Source organism: Flavobacterium sp. DW-iso2, from assembly GCF_058725285.1.
Genome location: NZ_JBZXDY010000025.1, coordinates 42,686 through 62,256 on the forward strand (window position 1 = coordinate 42,686; position 19,571 = coordinate 62,256).

General features: G+C 34.9%; 17 protein-coding genes. 7 read left to right on the plus strand and 10 right to left on the minus strand.

Annotated features, from left to right (window positions below; genetic code table 11):
- Positions 1 to 189 precede the first annotated feature (189 nt).
- From AC4PRO_RS14885 to AC4PRO_RS14905, 5 genes are all read left to right on the plus strand, one after another.
- Positions 190 to 771, plus strand: coding sequence for a dual specificity protein phosphatase family protein (locus AC4PRO_RS14885; RefSeq protein WP_492117913.1), 582 nt, complete (start codon positions 190 to 192; stop codon positions 769 to 771).
- Between the two features lie 261 nt (positions 772 to 1,032).
- Positions 1,033 to 1,986, plus strand: a complete 954-nt coding sequence (locus AC4PRO_RS14890; protein WP_492117914.1) for an acetyl-CoA carboxylase carboxyltransferase subunit alpha — start codon at positions 1,033 to 1,035, stop codon at positions 1,984 to 1,986.
- Positions 1,987 to 2,130: 144 nt separating this feature from the next.
- Positions 2,131 to 3,675 carry a replicative DNA helicase gene (gene dnaB, locus AC4PRO_RS14895; RefSeq protein WP_074724672.1) on the plus strand — a complete coding sequence of 515 codons (1,545 nt, stop codon included), beginning with the start codon at positions 2,131 to 2,133 and terminating at the stop codon, positions 3,673 to 3,675.
- A gap of 168 nt (positions 3,676 to 3,843) precedes the next feature.
- Entirely contained in the window at positions 3,844 to 5,106 is a 1,263-nt protein-coding gene (locus tag AC4PRO_RS14900) for an asparagine synthetase B (RefSeq protein ID WP_492117915.1), read from the plus strand.
- 32 nt (positions 5,107 to 5,138) lie between these two features.
- A complete protein-coding gene (locus tag AC4PRO_RS14905; RefSeq protein ID WP_492117916.1) occupies positions 5,139 to 6,050 on the plus strand; it encodes a glutaminase in 912 nt (303 codons plus the stop codon).
- Positions 6,051 to 6,098: 48 nt separating this feature from the next.
- Here AC4PRO_RS14905 and cphA read toward each other — a convergent pair whose 3' ends face one another.
- Positions 6,099 to 8,723 carry a cyanophycin synthetase gene (gene cphA, locus AC4PRO_RS14910; protein ID WP_074724669.1) on the minus strand — a complete coding sequence of 875 codons (2,625 nt, stop codon included), beginning with the start codon at positions 8,721 to 8,723 and terminating at the stop codon, positions 6,099 to 6,101.
- A 193-nt stretch (positions 8,724 to 8,916) separates the two neighbouring features.
- On the opposite strand from cphA, the gene AC4PRO_RS14915 reads away from it, so the two are divergent.
- Positions 8,917 to 9,777: a cyanophycinase gene (locus tag AC4PRO_RS14915; RefSeq protein WP_074724668.1), complete on the plus strand. Its 861-nt coding sequence runs from the start codon at positions 8,917 to 8,919 to the stop codon at positions 9,775 to 9,777.
- Between the two features lie 112 nt (positions 9,778 to 9,889).
- Positions 9,890 to 10,732, plus strand: coding sequence for an isoaspartyl peptidase/L-asparaginase (locus AC4PRO_RS14920; protein ID WP_074724667.1), 843 nt, complete (start codon positions 9,890 to 9,892; stop codon positions 10,730 to 10,732).
- On the opposite strand, the gene AC4PRO_RS14925 is transcribed toward AC4PRO_RS14920, so the two are convergent.
- From AC4PRO_RS14925 to thrS, 9 genes are all read right to left on the minus strand, one after another.
- The gene (locus AC4PRO_RS14925; RefSeq protein WP_492117917.1) at positions 10,733 to 11,536 is read right to left on the minus strand and encodes an endonuclease/exonuclease/phosphatase family protein; all 804 of its coding nucleotides are present in this window, start codon (positions 11,534 to 11,536) and stop codon (positions 10,733 to 10,735) included.
- A 151-nt stretch (positions 11,537 to 11,687) separates the two neighbouring features.
- Positions 11,688 to 12,032 carry a hypothetical protein gene (locus AC4PRO_RS14930; RefSeq protein ID WP_139174278.1) on the minus strand — a complete coding sequence of 115 codons (345 nt, stop codon included), beginning with the start codon at positions 12,030 to 12,032 and terminating at the stop codon, positions 11,688 to 11,690.
- 273 nt (positions 12,033 to 12,305) lie between these two features.
- Complete coding sequence (locus AC4PRO_RS14935; protein ID WP_074724664.1) at positions 12,306 to 12,611, minus strand: hypothetical protein; 306 nt, start codon at positions 12,609 to 12,611, stop codon at positions 12,306 to 12,308.
- A 246-nt stretch (positions 12,612 to 12,857) separates the two neighbouring features.
- Positions 12,858 to 13,526 carry a DNA-binding transcriptional response regulator gene (locus tag AC4PRO_RS14940; protein ID WP_074724663.1) on the minus strand — a complete coding sequence of 223 codons (669 nt, stop codon included), beginning with the start codon at positions 13,524 to 13,526 and terminating at the stop codon, positions 12,858 to 12,860.
- An 11-nt stretch (positions 13,527 to 13,537) separates the two neighbouring features.
- A complete protein-coding gene (locus AC4PRO_RS14945; RefSeq protein ID WP_492117918.1) occupies positions 13,538 to 15,256 on the minus strand; it encodes a tetratricopeptide repeat-containing sensor histidine kinase in 1,719 nt (572 codons plus the stop codon).
- 174 nt (positions 15,257 to 15,430) lie between these two features.
- Positions 15,431 to 15,775: a 50S ribosomal protein L20 gene (gene rplT / locus AC4PRO_RS14950; protein ID WP_016990536.1), complete on the minus strand. Its 345-nt coding sequence runs from the start codon at positions 15,773 to 15,775 to the stop codon at positions 15,431 to 15,433.
- Positions 15,776 to 15,950: 175 nt separating this feature from the next.
- Positions 15,951 to 16,148: a 50S ribosomal protein L35 gene (gene rpmI, locus AC4PRO_RS14955; protein WP_007136182.1), complete on the minus strand. Its 198-nt coding sequence runs from the start codon at positions 16,146 to 16,148 to the stop codon at positions 15,951 to 15,953.
- A 135-nt stretch (positions 16,149 to 16,283) separates the two neighbouring features.
- Positions 16,284 to 16,841, minus strand: a complete 558-nt coding sequence (gene infC / locus AC4PRO_RS14960; RefSeq protein ID WP_379852977.1) for a translation initiation factor IF-3 — start codon at positions 16,839 to 16,841, stop codon at positions 16,284 to 16,286.
- Positions 16,842 to 16,857: 16 nt separating this feature from the next.
- The gene (gene thrS, locus AC4PRO_RS14965; protein WP_492117919.1) at positions 16,858 to 18,804 is read right to left on the minus strand and encodes a threonine--tRNA ligase; all 1,947 of its coding nucleotides are present in this window, start codon (positions 18,802 to 18,804) and stop codon (positions 16,858 to 16,860) included.
- Positions 18,805 to 19,571: the final 767 nt, after the last annotated feature.

Here is a 19,571-nt window from a genome sequence, read left to right on the forward strand (position 1 = left end):
AAATTGTACAATACAATTGGACTTTATGCAATCTTTAATAAGTAGTTTTTTTTATTACAAAGAGGGTTCTGGTCGAATTAAAGAAGAAAGCCTTCGTTTAAGATTGCATGGGTTAACTGATTGATCGATAGCAATAGACGAAGTAGTTAAATTTCAGTAATTTTACGGCTAGTAATTTATAGTTAAAAGATGAAAAAGAAGATAATTGGTTTTTCGCTGCTTGTGCTACTTTTAGTGTTCGCAGGGAAGTATGTCTATGATATGAACATCAATCATAATTTTGAGACTATTACAGTAGGTAAAGTCTATAAATCTGGAGTTATTCCTCCGGATGAAATTGAAAGTTATGTTAAGAAATACCACATCAAATCTATTGTAGATTTGCGGATGCCGGGGACTAATGATTTGGTTTTAAACCCTGAAAAAATTGGAGAAATTCAGGCAGAAAAGAATGCTGTGGCAAAAATTAAAGGAGTTAATTATTTTGGTAACCCATCAGAGCAGGTTCCAAACAAAAAAAATATTGAAATCTTTGTAAAAATAATGGACAATACTACTAATTATCCGGTGCTAATCCATTGTTATCATGGTACAGGAAGAGCTGAATTGTACTCTGCTTTGTACCGAATTGAATATGAAAATTTCACGAATAAAGCAGCACGTCAAGGAGTAAGAACGCTAGTCAAATTTAGCTCGTTTGATGACGGAACCCCTAAAGGAGAATACCTTAAAGCATATAAAACACGCAGGGAATTAGCTACTGAAAAATAATAATGAAGAGTAAAGGTTTTAGTTTTGAACGCGGATTTTAATACTTTTAATAGAATCAATCTAAAAAAAGTGTACAATAGATTTATTTGTCTTTTTACTGTACTAATAAACCGAATGAGACTCCGACTTATTTAGAGAATTAGACAATTAATTTAAGTTTTGATTGAGCCTTTTGGGACTAAAACAAAAAATAAACGACGGCGAACGATTTAAAATTTTATATTTGCAGTTCGAAATAAAAAACAAAAACGCACAGATCCTATGGAATATTTAGATTTTGAGCTTCCGATAAAAGAACTAGAAGATCAGTTAGAAAAATGTATCGTTATTGGTAAAGAATCAGATGTTGATGTTACAAATACTTGTAAGCAAATCAATAAGAAGCTAATAGATACTAAAAAGACTATTTATAAAAATCTGACCGCATGGCAACGTGTACAATTGTCGAGACATCCAAGCAGGCCCTATACATTAGATCATATAAGAGCACTTTGCGGAGATACTTTTCTAGAACTTCACGGGGACAGAGGCTTTAAAGATGATAAAGCGATGATTGGTGGTTTAGGGAAAATTGATGGTCAATCTTTTATGATTGTTGGTCAACAAAAAGGATATAACACAAAGACCCGTCAATACAGAAACTTTGGAATGGCAAATCCAGAAGGATATCGAAAAGCTTTGCGTTTAATGAAAATGGCAGAGAAGTTTGGTATTCCTGTTCTAACGCTCATAGATACTCCGGGAGCTTATCCAGGACTTGAAGCAGAAGAACGTGGACAAGGGGAGGCTATTGCTAGAAATATATTTGAAATGGTTCGTCTTCAGGTGCCTATTATCACTATTATTGTTGGTGAAGGAGCTTCAGGTGGTGCATTAGGAATAGGAGTGGGAGATCGCGTTTATATGCTTGAAAACACTTGGTATTCTGTGATTTCTCCAGAGTCTTGTTCTTCTATTTTATGGAAAAGCTGGGAGTATAAAGAAATAGCTGCTGAAGCACTAAAATTGACTTCTGCAGACATGAAAAGACAAAAATTAGTTGATGATATTATACCGGAACCATTGGGTGGTGCGCATTACAATAGAGAAACAACGTTTGTAACTGTGGAGCAATATATCATGAAAGCATTTAATGAACTTAAAGACTTATCAACAAAAGAGTTAATTGCTCAAAGAATGGACAAATACACTAAAATGGGTGAGTACAAAGAGTAATATCTCATAAATATAAAAAAAACCCGTCTCGTTTACAAACGAGACGGGTTTTTTTTGGGTTATAAACAAAAATCAGTTACTTATAAACAATTATTTGTAATAAGTCAACAGCAATATTTTTTAATTTTTTGTTACTTTCGCTACATGGAAAACTTCAGGAATATAAACCCAGTTAAGGTCGATAAAACAACAATTATAAACCTAGAAAAGGGCAAGTTGCCACCACAGGTTTTAGAATTGGAAGAGGCCGTTCTTGGTGCTATGATGATTGATAAAAAAGGGGTAGATGATGTAATTGATATTTTATCGCCTGATGCTTTTTATAAAGACGCGCACAAACATATTTTTGAGGCAATCGTTCAGCTGTTTACTGAAACACAGCCTATCGATTTACTTACCGTTTCAGCACAACTAAAGAAAAATGCTAAATTAGATTTGGCCGGTGGTGACTTTTATTTAATTCAGCTTACGCAAAAAATATCCTCATCAGCACATATCGAGTTTCACTCTAGAATTATTCTTCAAAAATTCATACAACGAAGTTTGATTCGAATCTCTTCGGAGATAATCGAAGAATCGTACGATGAAACTACGGATGTTTTTGATTTATTGGATAGAGCAGAATCTAAACTTTATGAAGTTACCCAAGGAAATATAAAACGAAGTTCTGAAACTGCCCAAAGTTTAGTACTACAAGCTAAAAAACGAATTGAAGAAATTGCAGGGCAAGAAGGACTAAGCGGAGTTGCTACTGGATTTGAAAAGTTAGATAAAATTACTTCGGGTTGGCAGCCAAGTGATTTAATTATTATCGCGGCTAGACCAGCAATGGGTAAGACCGCATTTGTATTGTCAATGGCAAGAAATATGGCGATTGATTATGGAATGCCTGTGGCCTTATTTTCATTAGAGATGGCATCGGTGCAATTAATTACGCGTTTGATTTCCTCTGAAACCGGTTTGTCTTCAGAGAAATTGCGTACCGGTAAATTAGAAAAACACGAATGGGAGCAACTGAGTACTAAGGTTAAAAATCTAGAGAAAGCTCCTTTGTATATTGATGACACTCCATCACTCTCTATTTTTGATTTAAGAGCAAAAGCAAGACGTTTGGTTTCACAGCATGGAATCCGAATTATTATTGTGGACTATTTGCAATTGATGACTGCCGGAGGAAATGGTAAAGGTGGAGGAAACAGAGAACAGGAAATTTCAACAATTTCCCGAAACTTAAAAGCCCTTGCAAAGGAATTGAACGTTCCCGTAATAGCGCTTTCTCAATTATCGCGTGCGGTTGAAACTCGTGGGTCCAGTAAAAGACCGTTACTTTCTGACCTTCGTGAATCGGGTGCGATTGAGCAAGATGCTGATATTGTATCGTTCTTATACCGTCCGGAATATTATAAAATTGATGAATGGGATGATGATGAAGCTTCACCTACTGCAGGTCAAGCAGAAATAATGATAGCCAAGCACCGTAATGGTAGTATCGAAAACGTTCGTTTGAAGTTTATTGGACATCTTGGAAAGTTTGATAATTTAGAAGACCATAGTGGTAATTATGATGATTTACCTTCTTCTATGAATCAAGATGAAAGTTCGTTTATGACTAAAAGTTTACCTTCTGCGCATGAAGCATTCGGGAGTAATCTCAATGACGACGATGACGACAGCGATATGCCTTTTTAGAAAGTATTAAAAGCCTATTTTTATAGGCTTTTTTTATGGTTTGCATTTTATACTTAATTTTAAACCTTTTCTTGTAATCAGTAATCGCGAAATTGAATTGATTTAAAAAGGTATATTTGAGCAGTATAATTCTTTTCCTTTTCTATCTTTGATTCAAAATCGTATATAATGATTCCTAAAAGAGTTTTTTTTATTCTAGTTTTTCTAGTTTCTATTGCAGCAAAAGCTTCTTTTATTTTGTTGCCAATGGACGAAACTACGCAACAAAATCACCTGAAAGCCTACGGAATTACGTTTTGGTGTTTAGAAAAAAACTATAAAGCCAGCTGGTTACTTAACTACCGTGGGGGGTCTTTTCTATTGCCTGACGCTCCAGAAATACGCAAAGAATGTCAGATTAGAGGGGTGAGTTTTGAAGTACTTTCTGATAGTGAAGAAGCCAAGATTTTAGATGAAATAGCTAGTCCATCTCAAAACATGGACGCCGTGATCCTTGAAAAAGCACCCAGGATTGCAGTTTATACACCTAAAGGGAAACAACTTTGGGATGATGCGGTGACACTCGTTTTGACGTATGCCGAAATTCCATTTACACACATATATGATGAGGAAGTCCTCAGTGATCAATTAGTACTTTACGATTGGTTGCATTTGCATCATGAAGATTTTACGGGACAATATGGAAAGTTTTTTGGCTCCTTTAGAAATGTGCCTTGGTATATTGAGGATAAGAAAGAGGCGGAGCAACTAGCAACCAAGTTAGGCTTTGCAAAAGTTTCAGAGGAAAAAGGAGCTGTAGCCAAAAAAATAAGAGACTTTGTCGTTGGAGGAGGGTTTATGTTTGCCATGTGTTCGGCTACTGACAGTTTTGATATTGCTTTGGCAGCAGATGGAGTTGATATTTGTGAGCCAATGTTTGATGGTGATCCAAGTGATGCTAATTATCAGTCCAGTATGAACTATTCTAATTCTTTTGCTTTTAAAGATTTTATTCTCGAAAGAAAACCGGAAAAATATGAATTTTCAGATATTGACATGACGGAGAAGCGCCGTGTCCCAATGGATAAAGATTATTTTACGCTGATGGAATTTTCGGCTAAATGGGATCCTATTCCAAGTATGTTGTGTCAAAATCATACTCAACTCGTAAAGGGATTTATGGGACAAACTACTGCCTTTGATTATGCACTAATTAAATCTAATGTTTTAATTATGGGAACCTGTGAACTCAATGGGGAAGCGCGATACATTCACGGCGAAAAAGGAAAAGGAATGTTTACCTTTTATAGCGGCCATGATCCTGAAGATTTTCAGCATCAGGTGGGGGATTCTCCAACAGTTTTGGATTTGCATCCTAATTCGCCAGGTTACCGCTTAATTTTAAATAACGTTTTATTTCCTGCTGCCAGAAAGAAAAAACAAAAAACCTAACTTGGACCGCTTTCTAAAACTTGTATTACATTATGGACTACGCATCAATTTTGCAGGAAATAAAACAGGAATCAAATGGATTTCCAGCTAAGGGAAATGTGACGGTAACCATACCAGAGTTAGCTAAGGTTCACCCCAATAAATTTGGAATTCATTTGACTACAATCAACGGGGACAATTTTGGCATTGGAGACAGTAATGAAAAATTTTCTATTCAGAGTATTTCAAAAGTATTGACTGTGGCTTTGGCCTTTTCTTTTTTGGATGAAAAAATATGGAAAAGGGTAGGCGTTGAACCTTCTGGAACTGCTTTTAATTCTTTGATTCAATTGGAATATGAAAAGGGTATCCCAAGAAATCCATTTATAAATTCGGGAGCAATTGTTATAGCTGATATGTTAGTTTCCTGTTTAAAAAATCCTAAAAAAGAGTTTCTAGCTTTTATAAGACTAATTTCTGGGAGTCCAGCAATTGAATATAATTTGGACGTAGCTCAATCGGAGAAAGACACCCGCTTTAGAAATGCCGCTTTGGCAAATTTTTTAAAGTCATTCGGAAATATTGAAAATGATGTTGATACTGTTTTGGATTTTTACTTTCATCAATGTTCAATAGAAATGACGTGTAGCGAACTGGCGCATTCTCTTTTCTTTTTTGCCAATGAAGGAAAAACGAAGGAAGGAAAACAAATTTTGACAAAGAGCCAAGTAAAAAGATTAAATGCTTTGATGCAAACCTGCGGTTTTTATGATGAGTCGGGGGAGTTTACTTATAAAGTGGGATTGCCGGGTAAAAGTGGAATTGGTGGTGGAATCGTTGCCTTATATCCTAATAATTTTGTGGTCGCTACTTGGTCTCCACGATTAAACAAAAAAGGAAATTCAGAATTGGGTATGCATGCTTTAGAATTATTAACGACAAAAACTGGGATGTCCGTTTTTTAGCAAAAAAAAGCTACTATTTCCAGTAGCTCTTCTATTTGTAAAATGAAACTAAACGGTTCCATATTCATTTTCTTTGTCCAAATATTCTTGTACAATTTCGATAGCATTGGTGACTACATCACTTAAGGCTGTTATAAAACTTCCTTCCTCAGCACAATTGATGGCATGTCTAATAGCTTCGGTTTCTTTTGGAATAATTTCGTAAGTCACATTTTTACCTGAAGCAGTAATTCCTTCTAATATTAGATCAATTATTTCATTTTCGGTTCTTCCTCTTAAATATTTCTCTTGTCGAATGATGATGTGATCAAACATTCTAGCTGCAATTGTGGCACATTCACGAATGTCTTCATCGCGACGATCACCAACACCTGCAATAATTCCAATCTTTTTAGTAGCATCTACACTTTGTAAATACTCTTCAACCCCTTTGTATCCTGAAGCATTGTGTGCAAAATCAATCAATACTTTGAATTTTTTGAACTCAAAAATATTCATACGGCCCGGTGTTTGTGCAGCACTAGGAATGAAAGTTTGTAAGGATAAACTAATGTCTTCTGTTTTGAATCCCCATACATAACTAGCTAAGGTTGCTGCAAGAACATTTGCAATCATGAATTTGGCTTTTCCGCCAAGTGTTAAAGGAACATGAGTGGCTCGTTCGATTCTAATTTTCCATTCTCCTTTTTTGATTGTGATAAAACCATTCTCATAAACTGCAACTGTTTTTCCTTCAGCGCTTAATTTTTTGATGAACGGATTTTCTTCATCTAAACTAAAGTAAGCCACATTGCAGCCTAAATCAGCACCTATTTTTATACAATGTTCATCATCTCCATTCAAAATTGCCCAACCGTCTTTCTTGATACTTTTTACGACAGTCGCTTTTACTCTTGCTAAATCATCCAAAGAATGAATATCACTTATTCCTAAATGATCTTCTTGAATATTGGTAATAATTCCGATGTCACAAATGCTGAAACCTAGTCCAGAGCGTAATATTCCACCTCTTGCAGTTTCCAAAACGGCAAACTCAACAGTAGGATCTCTTAACACATATTGTGCACTTTGAGGCCCAGTAGTATCTCCTTTTTCCATCATGTGATTTTGAATATAAATCCCATCAGAGGTAGTGAAACCTACTTTATAACCATTATTTTTTACAATATGTGCGAGCAATCGTGTTGTAGTAGTTTTGCCATTGGTACCGGTTACTGCGATAATAGGAATTCGGCATGATTTTCCTGGAGGATAGAGCATATCAATAACAGGAGCGGCTACATTTCTAGGCAAGCCTTCAGAAGGAGCGAGGTGCATTCTAAAACCGGGTGCTGCATTTACTTCAAGAATTACACCGCCATTATCTTTTAAGGGTTGTGTTAAATTCTCGGCCATAATATCCACACCACAAATGTCCAGTCCAATTACTCTTGAAATTCTTTCGGCTAGAAATATATTTTCGGGGTGCATCATATCTGTTACATCAACAGAGGTGCCACCTGTACTTAAGTTAGCTGTAGATTTCAAAAACACAATCTCACCTGATCTTGGTATAGTTTCTAGAGTATAGTTCAGTTTTTCAAGTAGGTCTTCGGTATCCCTGTCAACATCAATCTGTGTTAAAACATTTTCATGTCCATAACCTCTTCTTGGATCTAGGTTTTCAACAGCAATTAATTCTTGGATTGAATTTTTCGCATTTCCTATTACATGAGCAGGTACTCGTTTTGCTGCAGCTACTAATTTATTGTCAATGACTAAAATTCGAAAATCAAAACCAGTAATGAACTTTTCAACGATAATACGTTTGCTGTATTCTTTGGCGAAAGCCAAACCAGAAACAGCATCTTCCCAATTAGTAACATTTATAGAAGCTCCTTTACCGTGGTTTCCATCAAGCGGTTTCAGTACAATAGGGTAGCCAATTTTATTGATGGTCTCGGCTAGGTCTTCTTCATCTACACAAATACTTCCGCTGGCTACCGGAATCGAAGCCATATCAAGCATTTTTTTTGTCAGTTCTTTGTTGCAAGCCATGTCTACTGCTATACTACTGGTCTTGCAAGTGATGGTAGCTTGAAAACGCATTTGGTTTATTCCATGTCCCAATTGTACTAATGAATTAGTACCTAGTCTTATCCAAGGAATATTTCTCGAAACGGCCTCTTCTACAATACTTCCAGTACTTGGTCCCAAACGAACGCGTTCCCTAATTTCTCGCATTTTTTGTAAGTCACTTTCTAGGTCATATTCTGTTCCTGTGATTAATGCTTCGGCAATTGCTACAGATGATTCTGCCGCAAAAAGACCAACGTTTTCTTCTGTATAACTGAAAACAACATTATAAGTCCCAAGAGTTTTGGTTTCTCGAGTTCTTCCAAATCCGGTTTCCATACCCGCTAAGGTTTGTATTTCAAGTGCAATATGTTCAATTACATGCCCCATCCAAGTGCCGCGTTCTACTCTGGAAAAAAATCCACCTCGGCAACCTTCGGAGCAACGATGTTCAATCATTGTAGGAAACATTGCTTCTATTCTTTCTTTAAATCCTTCTATTTTATTGGTAGGGAACTGTTCCATTTCCTCCAAATCCAATCGCATTTGAATCAATTTTTTTCTTTGGATACTCCAAATATTTGGCCCACGAAGAGCTTGTACTTTTATTATTTTCATAAAGACAGAAGGGTTATTTTAGTTGAAACAAATTACTGTTAAGAAATCGTATTCTATATTGCAACCAATATAAAGGTTTTTATAGCTGAAACAAAATTTATGTATTTTAATTAACAGTAATCGCATGTTATAATTTTAAAAATAAACAGAGTAGTTCAATAGCTCCTTTTCTTATTTTGTTTATTTTTGCCGAATGACTATAATAGGAAAATTGATAATAATAGGAGGAGCAGTAGACAAAGGAAGTTTTACTGAAACCGATATAGATAAAAATAGTGCCAGTAATTTAAATTTTTTTGAAACTGGAATACTTAAAAGAATAATCAGCGAATCCAAACATAAAGAAAATTCACGTATTGAAGTAGTTACTACAGCTTCAAATATTCCAAAGGAGATTGGTCCTGAATATGTGAAAGCTTTTTCTTATTTAGATGCGAAGAACATAGACGTTCTTTATATTGAGAAACGCGAAGAAGCTGCAGATGAAGCTGTTTTGACGCGATTAAAAGCAGCTGATGTTGTGATATTTACAGGCGGAGATCAATTGCGTTTGACTTCAATTCTTGGCGGAACTCCATTTCATGATATCTTATTGGATAAATACCATAACGAGGAGTTTATTTATGCTGGAACATCTGCTGGAGCTGCAGCAGCCTCTAATAATATGATCTATCAGGGAAGTAGTTCAGAAGCATTATTGAAGGGAGAAGTAAAAATTACAAGCGGACTCGGTTTGATCGATGGGGTTGTTATTGATACCCATTTTGTAAGAAGAGGAAGGATAGGTCGATTGTTTCAAACAGTTGTAAGTAATCCAAGAGTCCTCGGAATTGGATTAGGAGAAGATACAGGTTTGTTGATTACTAATAATAATGCGATGGAAGCAATTGGATCTGGATTAGTTATTTTAGTTGATGGACGCGATATAAAAGATACGAATTTGACGCAGGTCGAATTAGGGCAACCTATTTCAATAAATAATTTGGTGGTTCATGTGATGAGTATGAATGATACTTATGATATTAGGACACATAAAATGCAAATTCATACTTGATAATATAACTAATGTTAGTTAAGAGTGTGCGAAAGCTAGCGAGATGTTGCTGTTTTGTTTTCAGAACAACTAGTCTACACTAAACAATTTGCAACCTGAAATAAAAAAAATAATGAAATTAATTATACACGGTGGTTTTTTCTCAGAATCTTCAACCAGTAATGAGACAAAAATAGCCAAACAAGACGCTTTAGAACAAATAGTTAAAGATTCTTATGACTATCTAAAAACACATTCAGCACTTGAAACAGTAGTTTTTGCAGTTTCACTGCTGGAGGACAATGAACTGTTTAATGCAGGTATTGGATCCCAAATACAAAGCGACGGAAAAATCAGAATGAGTGCTGCGATAATGGATGGGGTAACCCAAAAAATGAGCGGTGTTATCAATATCGAAGAAGTAAAAAACCCAGTTCAAGTTGCACAGATATTAATGCAATACGACGACCGCGTTCTAGGTGGAAGCGGAGCAACAAACTTTGCAAGGAAAAATGGTTTTCAATCGTTTTCGACCGAAATTCCACAGCGTCGTGCAGAACATGAAGAAAAAGTAAAGTCATTGGGCCTAGGAACAGTAGGTTGTGTTGCTTTTGATAAAAACGGAAAAATTGCAGCAGCCACATCGACAGGAGGAAAAGGATTTGAAGTTCCCGGTAGAATATCAGATTCGGCTACGGTTGCAGGAAACTATGCCAATTCATTTTGTGGTGTGAGTTTAACAGGAGTAGGTGAGGACATTATGAGTAATGCCACTGCTACCAAAATCGTAACTCGTGTGACCGATGGTTTTTCGTTAAAAGAAGCTTTCGCTAAAACCTTCAATGAACTAAAACCGTATGATGGCTTTGCCGGTGCTATAGCCATTGACAGCGCAGGGAATATCTATCATCAAGATTCTCATCCTGCTATGGTTTTTGCTAGTTTTGACGGCGATACGTTTGAAGTGTTCGGCTAATTAATTCAGCGAAAATTCAAACCAAATAGGGATATGATCTGATATTTTTCTTGCTTCTTTCAGCGAGTTAAAATTTTTGTAAAAAGAAATAACCCCTGAGTTTATACTCTTAATTTTAGAGGTTTTATAATACATATTATCAAATTCAGATGCTAGGCATCTGGATTTTTTACATTTTTGTTTTAAAGATGTTTTTTGGCCAATCAAAATAGGTTGGTATCCCATTTTTCTCAAAGGATTAAAAACTGTATGTGATTGCGGACAATTGAAATCACCGGCAAATATTAAATTTAGCGTTGGGTATTCATCAGGAAGGAACTTAAAATATTTTATTTCGGTTTCTGGCTGCATTTTTTTGGTTATCGCATGAAAATTAACAACAGTAAATTGTTTATTTTCGAATTGAAAAGTGCAAAAATAAGGTTCTCGGTCTATTTCTAAATGGAATCTTTTTTCTAGCCATGCAGTACCAATTTTTTTAAGTTTGGCGGTTTTCCATATAAAAGCATATCGTTCCGTTTTATAAGCGCTACTACTCGTAGGGGCACTAATTACATAATCCCATTTAGCTCCTGTGCGGTTCAGTTCGTCTGCTAGTTTTGCAACGGCTTGGGCGCCACCATAACCTGCTACTACTTCTTGGATGGCGATAAGATCATAATTTCTAACTGTCTGTGCTATATCGGCAATTTCTACTTGAGATTTTGATTGACCGAAGTTTTCAATATTCCAAGAGAGAAGTTTGGTTTGGGGGTAAAGGACAGCGCAAAAAAGGAGTAGGAATACTAAAATAATATGTTTCATTTATCTACGAAAAACTAAGATTGAAAATAACGCAACCTAGTCAATTATTTTAAAAGAACGGGTGTTAGACTTCTATTTTTAATTGAAATATAAAAATAAGGAATAGTTAAGAGATAAGGGCGATATTTATTATAATAGCGGCGTCGATAATTTACTTAATTTTCAGATTGTATTTATAGCCTTCTAAATCAGTGGCTATTAATTTTTGTTTGCCAACCCGTTCTACAACAATTTCAATTTCCTTCATATCTTTTCTAACAAGGGTACCAAGACCAATTTCACCTTCAATATTTATATAGCCTCGAACATTGTCTCCGTTTTCATCAGTACCGATAACACGCTGTTGATATTGATCTATTGCTAACGGTTCTATTTTTTTAGTAACGGCGGAAGCAGATTGATCTGGAACCTTAACTAATTCACTTCGGTTTTTACAAGAAACCAATGATATAGACAATAAAAATAGGGCTATTCGCATGTTACTTATAGTAGTCATCTAGATTTTTTTTTCAAATGTACAAGTAGATAAATTGATTTCTTTACGGAAAACCTCATTGAGGGTGGTTTTTTCTAGAATTGAAAAAAAACAGGGTAGTTTCTAAAGCTGTAATGATAGATTGAAGTACCTGTGTTTTATTCTAAGTTGATTAGGGGATATGCGTACTTGTTGTATTATGTACTTACTATTATCCAAATTTAATCAATGTATTTCCTTTTGAAGCAACATTTTAGGATGTAGTAATCAAATGCTGATTCAGATTATCTGTAATTACTCAGAGCAAGTGTTAACGATTTTAGTTTGAATTTTAATAACTTTTCTAATTTGTTTTTCTGATAATAGATTTTGTTTAGTTGCAGAATTAAGACGTTTATTTAAAGCTTCCCATTTTACTCGCATATAGGGATAGAGTGCGAGTGAAACTTCATTTCCTTTCTGCGCTTTTTTATAGTGCTTAATATATTCCTTGACATAATTCTGATAATCATCAAGTTGTTTGCCCCATTTGTTATCAATGAAATCAATATTTATTTCTTCAGTATTAGCAAATACATCTATTTTATTGCTTGTTTTCATGATTTGATTTTTTAAATAGTTGACTTTCTGATTTTCAACTAAAAGCAAATTTATACGCAATACGTGATATTACCTTACGGAAAGCCGTAACAGGCTAAATTTTTTAATGTTTTTATGAATTTGTTTAATTGGAGATTTGGTACCCAATAATAGAGGTTAGCACATTAGATCTATTCAAAGTACAATGATTTTGAAATAAACGGCAGTTTGGTAATCTATTGCGCAGTACAAGAAAGAGTTGAATTTTTAAATCAGCCCTAAGTCTTTGGCGATGGCTATTAGATGCACATTATTATTGGCCTTGAAGTAAATTTTTAGTTTGTTAATTCGCTTCTCTATACTGCTACTGCCATTAGGAATTATTCCTGTATTTTTGAAGGTTGCTGAAATTTCATCCAAGATGCATCCGTTAGATAACAACTTCAAAAGCGAAATATCATACGCTTCAATTTCATGAAGTGATTTGTCATTTAGAGCATATTCTAGTTCTGGTGAAATATTTTTCTCATCAGTTTTAAAAATACTTTCCACTGCATTCTTAAGTTCAGGGATGCTATTTCTTCCTTTTGAAACATAGGCATTAATACCTAAGTTATTAAATAAGGATTTTATTCTGTATGCCTTATCCTCTATGGAGAATACAATAGTTTTAATATCAGGCTGAATTTTTTTTACAGCTTCAATAAGTTCATCACCACAAGTCAGTTTATTCTCTCGATGATCCACCTTAAAAGATAAATCGCTGATCAATAAGTCGTAGGGATTATTATCCTGTATTGCTTTTTTTATTTGTAAAAAGGCGTCATCGCAATATTTAGAATGTTGAATCTCCATTATGGAAAGTGTTTCTAAAGCTTGAATAACAGTAATGCTTATGCTGTCTAGATCTTCGGCAACTAATACTTTTTTAAACATAATGATGTCGATTATAAAGGGAATGTGATACTTGATTTAAATCCTTTGCCCGGTTTAGTATCAAAGGTAATCGTTCCTTTTATAGCGAGAATACGGTTTTCCACATTTTGGAGTCCATTTTTTAAATTTAGTTTCTCTATAGCCGCTCCCACGCCGTTATCAGTATAATGTAATTGTAAATTATATTCATATTTCTTGAATGATAGCACCACTAAACTAGCTTCACTATGCTTTTTCATATTGATTAGGAATTCCTGAAGGACTCTGTATACCGTGATTTTTTTAATATCTATAATAGTAGACCAGTTGATAGTATCTACTCCGTAAATCAAAATATTCACGTATTCAGTATCAAAACCAGAGATCATTTCTTGTAGGCTAGAAATAAAATCAGGCCCCATCGGAATGAAACTGTTTTCTTTAGATATGTTACGCGTTCTGGAATAGATAGTATCTAAATTGTCAAGAAGCATTTCTTTGTTATAAGAAGAGGAGAGATCTTGAGTTTCAGCAAAAACCATTGTCTGGTAAACATCGTTTGCCAATTCATCGTGTAGTTTTTTTGCTATTCTCACTTCGGTATCGTAAGAAGTTTTACTTTTTTCTCTTTTACTTTTTTCAATGAGATAGAAATAGATAAAACCAGTAATAGTAAGAATGATTCCAACTATAACGTAGAGGTTCAAAGTGGTGCTTTTTTGCAATTGCAGTTCCAAGGCATTTTCAGCTTTTTGGGCTTTCAGATTTAGAATTTCTTCTTTCTCTTTCTTAGAATCGTATTTCATTTTTGCAAATTGATTTTTTGCCTGTTGACGAACTTTGGTGATACTGTCGTTGATGTGGATGTAATTAAGAGAATATGATTTTAGTAGTTCTCCTGAGGAGTTTTTGATTAGTAACTCTAGTGAGTGTAGGCGATCATCTACAGTACGTAGTAAAGTTGCTTTTTCGTATGCTTGTTCAGCATAGTACTTTGCGAGGATTGGGTTGGTTTTTGCATAGAAGAAATGTAGATGAAGATAACTGGTAGTTAAACCCCAATCATCTTTATTTTTTTTTCTTATTTTTAAAGAATGATTTAGATACTTCAGTGCCTTGGAGTTTCCTGTTTTAAAATAGCAGTACCCTAAATTATTTGTTATTCGAGAAAATGTTTGTGCGTCGTTAAGAACTTCTTTTTTTAAAGTTAATGGAAAGAGAATTTCTATAGCTTTTTGATACTCGTTCTTCTCCATATATAATACAGCAATATTGTTTTTAGCACCAATTATTCGAGGCTTATCTGTCTTTAAATTCAATGCTTTATTATAGTAATATTCTGCGTTTTTATAATCAAATGTATTCAAGTAGTTGATGCCTAATATCGTATAGATGTTCCATTTGTAGTTTGGATGCGTTGTAGTTTCTAAAATCGGCATAGCCTCCATAGCTGTAGTCTCGCTGCCGCTGAAATCGCCTTGATTTTGTTGTATAGTTGCTAGATTTGAAATGGCGTAGACAAATAGTTTAGGATGTTTTTTTAGATCACAAGCTAGTTTCGCTTTATCAAAGTAATAGTAGGAGCTGTCATATTTACTACTTTCAAAAAAGTGGTCACCTAGGGCTATAAGCCGTTTGATTTCAACAAGATTATCTTTCTTTTCAGGAATGGGTTGGGTTGCTTTTTTACAGCCTTGCAGAGTAATAACAAGAAAAAAATAAATAAAAAAATGCAGCTTCTTTGGTATCATGAAACTAAATTACTGTATTTATTTATGATGAAGAATTATTTGAGTAACTATTTTTAGTATAAGTCTATACTTAAAAACGAGCGTGTTTTTAGGACTCATTAAAAACAAAAAACCCCAATCTTTCGATTGAGGTTTCTCTATAAGTAAGTAATCTAAATTGAGTTTATAAAACGTTTATTTTACTTTATTAAGTACAGCTTTGAAAGCTTCAGGGTGGTTCATCGCTAAATCGGCAAGAACTTTTCTGTTCAATTCGATTCCGTTAGCTTTTACTTTCCCCATGAATTGTGAATAAGACATTCCTTCTAATCTAGCTCCAGCGTTGATACGTTGAATCCATAAAGCACGGAAATTTCTTTTGTTCACTTTTCTGTCACGGTAAGCGTAGCACATTGCTTTCTCTACCGCATTTTTAGCTACTGTCCAAACGTTTTTACGTCTACCAAAGTATCCTTTGGCTAGCTTCATTATTTTTTTTCTTCTTGCTCTTTTTGCAACTGAATTTACCGATCTTGGCATAATTTTATTGTTTTTTTGTAGCAGGCGTCCCGAATTAAATCAAGAGAACTTAAAGGCCATACTCCAAGGTTATTTTAAATTGTTTTAACCTAAAGAATTTAAAAAAGTGTTCAGTTTTCAGATTTTAGTGTTCAGTTAGAAACTGCTTACTAAGAGCTGACGACTGATTACTAAATTATATAATTCTTAATTGTTGTTTGATGCTTTTCATATCTGATTTGTGAACTAGCGCTGAATGTGTCAAAGCTAATTTACGTTTTTTAGATTTTTTAGTCAAGATGTGACTTTTAAAAGCATGCTTTCTTTTAATCTTTCCAGAACCAGTAACTTTAAAACGTTTCTTGGCGCTAGATTTGGTTTTCATTTTAGGCATTTTTTCCTAGTGTTTTAATTTATTCTTACTTACTTATCTTTATGCTGAATTTAGTTCTGCATATTATTTTGATTCAAGTATGATGTTTCAAGTTCAAAGTTGTACAACTGAATACTCGATAATACAAACTGAATACTATTTTTTCTTCTTAGGAGCAATGAACATAATCATTCTCTTTCCTTCAAGAACGGGCATCGCTTCCACTTTACCAAATTCTTCTAAATCCGTAGCTAATCTCAGTAATAAGATTTGACCTTGGTCTTTATAAATGATTGAACGTCCTTTAAAGAAAACAAACGCTTTCAATTTAGCACCCTCTTTCAAGAATTTTTCAGCATTTTTTCTCTTAAACTCATAATCATGCTCATCTGTTTGAGGACCAAAACGAATTTCCTTAACGACTACTTGCGTAGATTTCGCTTTTAGAATCTTATCACGTTTCTTTTGTTCGTAAACAAATTTCTTGTAATCCATGATTTTACAAACTGGTGGCTCCGCATTAGGCGAAATCTCAACTAGATCTAATTCAAATTGATCCGCTAATCTTAGAGCTTCAGAAAGTTTAAAAACTCCTGGCTCAATGTTTTCACCTACAAGACGTACTTCTTGTACACCACGAATAAGATTGTTTATTCTGTGGGCATCCTTTTTTTCTACGCGAGGTTGATAACCTCTGTTGCTTCTTATTGCTATGACTTTATAATTTAAGTTAAACTGTAAATACTTTTAATGTCTTTTTGATTTCTTCGTCCACTATTGCAGCAAACTCTTCTATCGTAACGCTGATGTTGCCTTTTCCTTCCTGTCCATGGCGACGGATAGAAATGGTACCGTTTTTCTCTTCTTCCTCGCCTACAATCAGCATAAACGGGATTTTTTGCATTTCAGCGTCTCTAATTTTCTTACCTATTGTCTCACTTCTGTTGTCTACGAGGGCGCGAATTTCGTAATTTTCTAGCAAATCTAAAACTTTTTTCGCATATATTTCATATTTCTCACTCAAAGACAATATAATAGCCTGTTCAGGGATCAACCAAAGAGGGAAATTTCCTGCAGTATGCTCTAGCAAAATCGCGATAAAGCGTTCCATTGAACCAAAAGGAGCTCGGTGAATCATCACAGGTCTATGTAATTCGTTATCAGATCCTTTGTAAGTCAAATCAAAACGTTCTGGTAAGTTATAATCTACTTGAATTGTTCCTAATTGCCATTGTCTTCCCAGAGCATCTTTTACCATGAAATCCAACTTCGGACCATAGAAAGCTGCTTCTCCATATTCGATAACGGTGCTTAATCCTTTGTCTGCGGCAGCATTGATAATAGCATTTTCCGCTTTTTCCCAATTTTCATCACTTCCAATGTATTTTTCTCTGTCCTCTTTATCTCTTAAAGAGATCTGAGCAGTAAAGTTTTCAAAGCCTAAAGAGCCAAATACATAAAGAACTAGATCAATTACTTTTTTAAACTCTTCGTCTAGTTGTTCTGGAGTACAAAAGATATGTGCATCATCCTGAGTAAACCCACGTACACGAGTTAGCCCGTGTAATTCACCACTTTGCTCGTATCGGTATACAGTACCAAATTCAGCATATCGTTTTGGTAAATCTTTGTATGACCAAGGTCTCACATTGTATATTTCGCAGTGATGAGGACAGTTCATCGGTTTCAGCAAAAACTCTTCTCCTTCATTTGGAGTTGATATTGGTTGAAAACTATCAGCTCCATATTTAGCGTAATGACCAGAGGTTACATAAAGCTCTTTGTGGCCTATGTGCGGTGTAACCACTTGCTCGTAACCCGCTTTTTTCTGTGCTTTTTTTAGGAATTGTTCTAATCTTTCTCTCAATGCTGCTCCTTTAGGTAGCCACAATGGTAAACCTTGACCTACTTTTTGCGAGAAAGCAAACAGTTCAAGTTCTTTGCCTAGTTTTCTGTGATCGCGACGTTTTGCCTCTTCTAGTAAAAGTAAGTACTCTGTTAAATCTTTTTGTTTAGGAAATGAAGTTCCGTAAACACGTGTTAATTGCTTGTTTTTTTCATCACCTCTCCAGTAAGCGCCAGCAACACTCATTACTTTCATTGCTTTAATGATGCCGGTATTCGGTATATGTCCTCCACGACATAAATCAGTAAAAGTGTCATGATCGCAAAACGTAATCGTCCCGTCCTCAAGATTGGTAATCATTTCGGTTTTATAAACGTTGTCCTTATATAATTCTAAAGCGTCTGCTTTAGAAACAGGACGAAGTTTGAATTCGTGTTTTCCCCTTGAAATCTCAAGAACACGATCTTCAATTTTCTTAAAGTCAGCCTCGGTTATTTTTTGATCTTCAAAATCTACATCATAATAGAAACCATTAGCAATCGCAGGTCCAAGTGTTAACTTAACACCAGGATACATTTCCTCAAGAACCTGTGCCATGACATGTGAAGTCGAATGCCAAAAAGCTTTCTTCCCACTTTCGTCATTCCATGTATATAATATAAGACTGCCATCCGTCGTCAAAGGAGTGGTTGTTTCCACTGTTGTACCGTTAAAAGAAGCCGAAATTACATTTCTGGCAAATCCTTCGCTAATGCTTTTAGCAACATCCATCGGAGTTACGCCTGAAGCGAACTCTTTAACTGACCCATCGGGCAAAGTAATCTTAATCATTGTTTATTAATTTAAGAATGCAAATATAGGCCATTACAAAAACACAAACAATAGATAGTTAAGGTTTGTTATATATATGTATAGGAGTAAAAACAAATAGTTTAATGTTTGTTACTATTATAAGGAAGGAGTGGTTTGTTTTAGGAGCTATTTCCCGCTATTCGCTACAATCTACATCGCCGTCCCGAAGCTTCGGGACCGGCTCAGTAGGATTTCCACTGCTATCGGGGCTAGGGGAGTTGTGCTTTATTGGTTGTTTTGTACTTGTTATAATGTACAGCGGTCTAATATGGTGTGCTTCAAAACTATTTACCTAGATAAGCGTTCTTCAAGCTACGTGAATGAACCCTGATTCTTCTTCAGTAGGGTTTAGGCAGTTCGATTTAGTTTGGAATTTGTCATGTTAGCTTATTAAGCTAGTTGAATCTGCATCGACAAGCGCTTTCTTTCCTGTGAAAAGTAGTAGTTGGGTTCACATGTTGAATAAAGGCAGTAAATTCTACATTGCGATCTGTTATCAATTGAAAAACGTGCTAAGCACTTCGTTTAAATACTGATAATTCCTACTTTTAACTAATAGAGCCAAAAAGCAATATTTTCAAATAATAGATTTTCAACTACTTAAAAAAAAGTTGACAAAAGCGTCAAAAAATAGTCAATTAAAAGTATTGTTTAACGGTATAAAGGTGTTACTTTTGCACCCGCAACAACGAATAAGTTCTTAATATCCTGGTAAGCCAACGAAATAATAGAGAAAATTTATTTTC

Bases quoted from the DNA above. Each gene is read 5' to 3' on its own strand.
- AC4PRO_RS14885 (WP_492117913.1), top strand. From the start codon at position 190: ATGAAAAAGAAGATAATTGGTTTTTCGCTGCTTGTGCTACTTTTAGTG.
- AC4PRO_RS14890 (WP_492117914.1), top strand. From the start codon at position 1,033: ATGGAATATTTAGATTTTGAGCTTCCGATAAAAGAACTAGAAGATCAG.
- dnaB (WP_074724672.1), top strand. From the start codon at position 2,131: ATGGAAAACTTCAGGAATATAAACCCAGTTAAGGTCGATAAAACAACA.
- AC4PRO_RS14900 (WP_492117915.1), top strand. From the start codon at position 3,844: ATGATTCCTAAAAGAGTTTTTTTTATTCTAGTTTTTCTAGTTTCTATT.
- AC4PRO_RS14905 (WP_492117916.1), top strand. From the start codon at position 5,139: ATGGACTACGCATCAATTTTGCAGGAAATAAAACAGGAATCAAATGGA.
- cphA (WP_074724669.1), bottom strand. From the start codon at position 8,723: ATGAAAATAATAAAAGTACAAGCTCTTCGTGGGCCAAATATTTGGAGT.
- AC4PRO_RS14915 (WP_074724668.1), top strand. From the start codon at position 8,917: ATGACTATAATAGGAAAATTGATAATAATAGGAGGAGCAGTAGACAAA.
- AC4PRO_RS14920 (WP_074724667.1), top strand. From the start codon at position 9,890: ATGAAATTAATTATACACGGTGGTTTTTTCTCAGAATCTTCAACCAGT.
- AC4PRO_RS14925 (WP_492117917.1), bottom strand. From the start codon at position 11,536: ATGAAACATATTATTTTAGTATTCCTACTCCTTTTTTGCGCTGTCCTT.
- AC4PRO_RS14930 (WP_139174278.1), bottom strand. From the start codon at position 12,032: ATGACTACTATAAGTAACATGCGAATAGCCCTATTTTTATTGTCTATA.
- AC4PRO_RS14935 (WP_074724664.1), bottom strand. From the start codon at position 12,611: ATGAAAACAAGCAATAAAATAGATGTATTTGCTAATACTGAAGAAATA.
- AC4PRO_RS14940 (WP_074724663.1), bottom strand. From the start codon at position 13,526: ATGTTTAAAAAAGTATTAGTTGCCGAAGATCTAGACAGCATAAGCATT.
- AC4PRO_RS14945 (WP_492117918.1), bottom strand. From the start codon at position 15,256: ATGATACCAAAGAAGCTGCATTTTTTTATTTATTTTTTTCTTGTTATT.
- rplT (WP_016990536.1), bottom strand. From the start codon at position 15,775: ATGCCAAGATCGGTAAATTCAGTTGCAAAAAGAGCAAGAAGAAAAAAA.
- rpmI (WP_007136182.1), bottom strand. From the start codon at position 16,148: ATGCCTAAAATGAAAACCAAATCTAGCGCCAAGAAACGTTTTAAAGTT.
- thrS (WP_492117919.1), bottom strand. From the start codon at position 18,804: ATGATTAAGATTACTTTGCCCGATGGGTCAGTTAAAGAGTTCGCTTCA.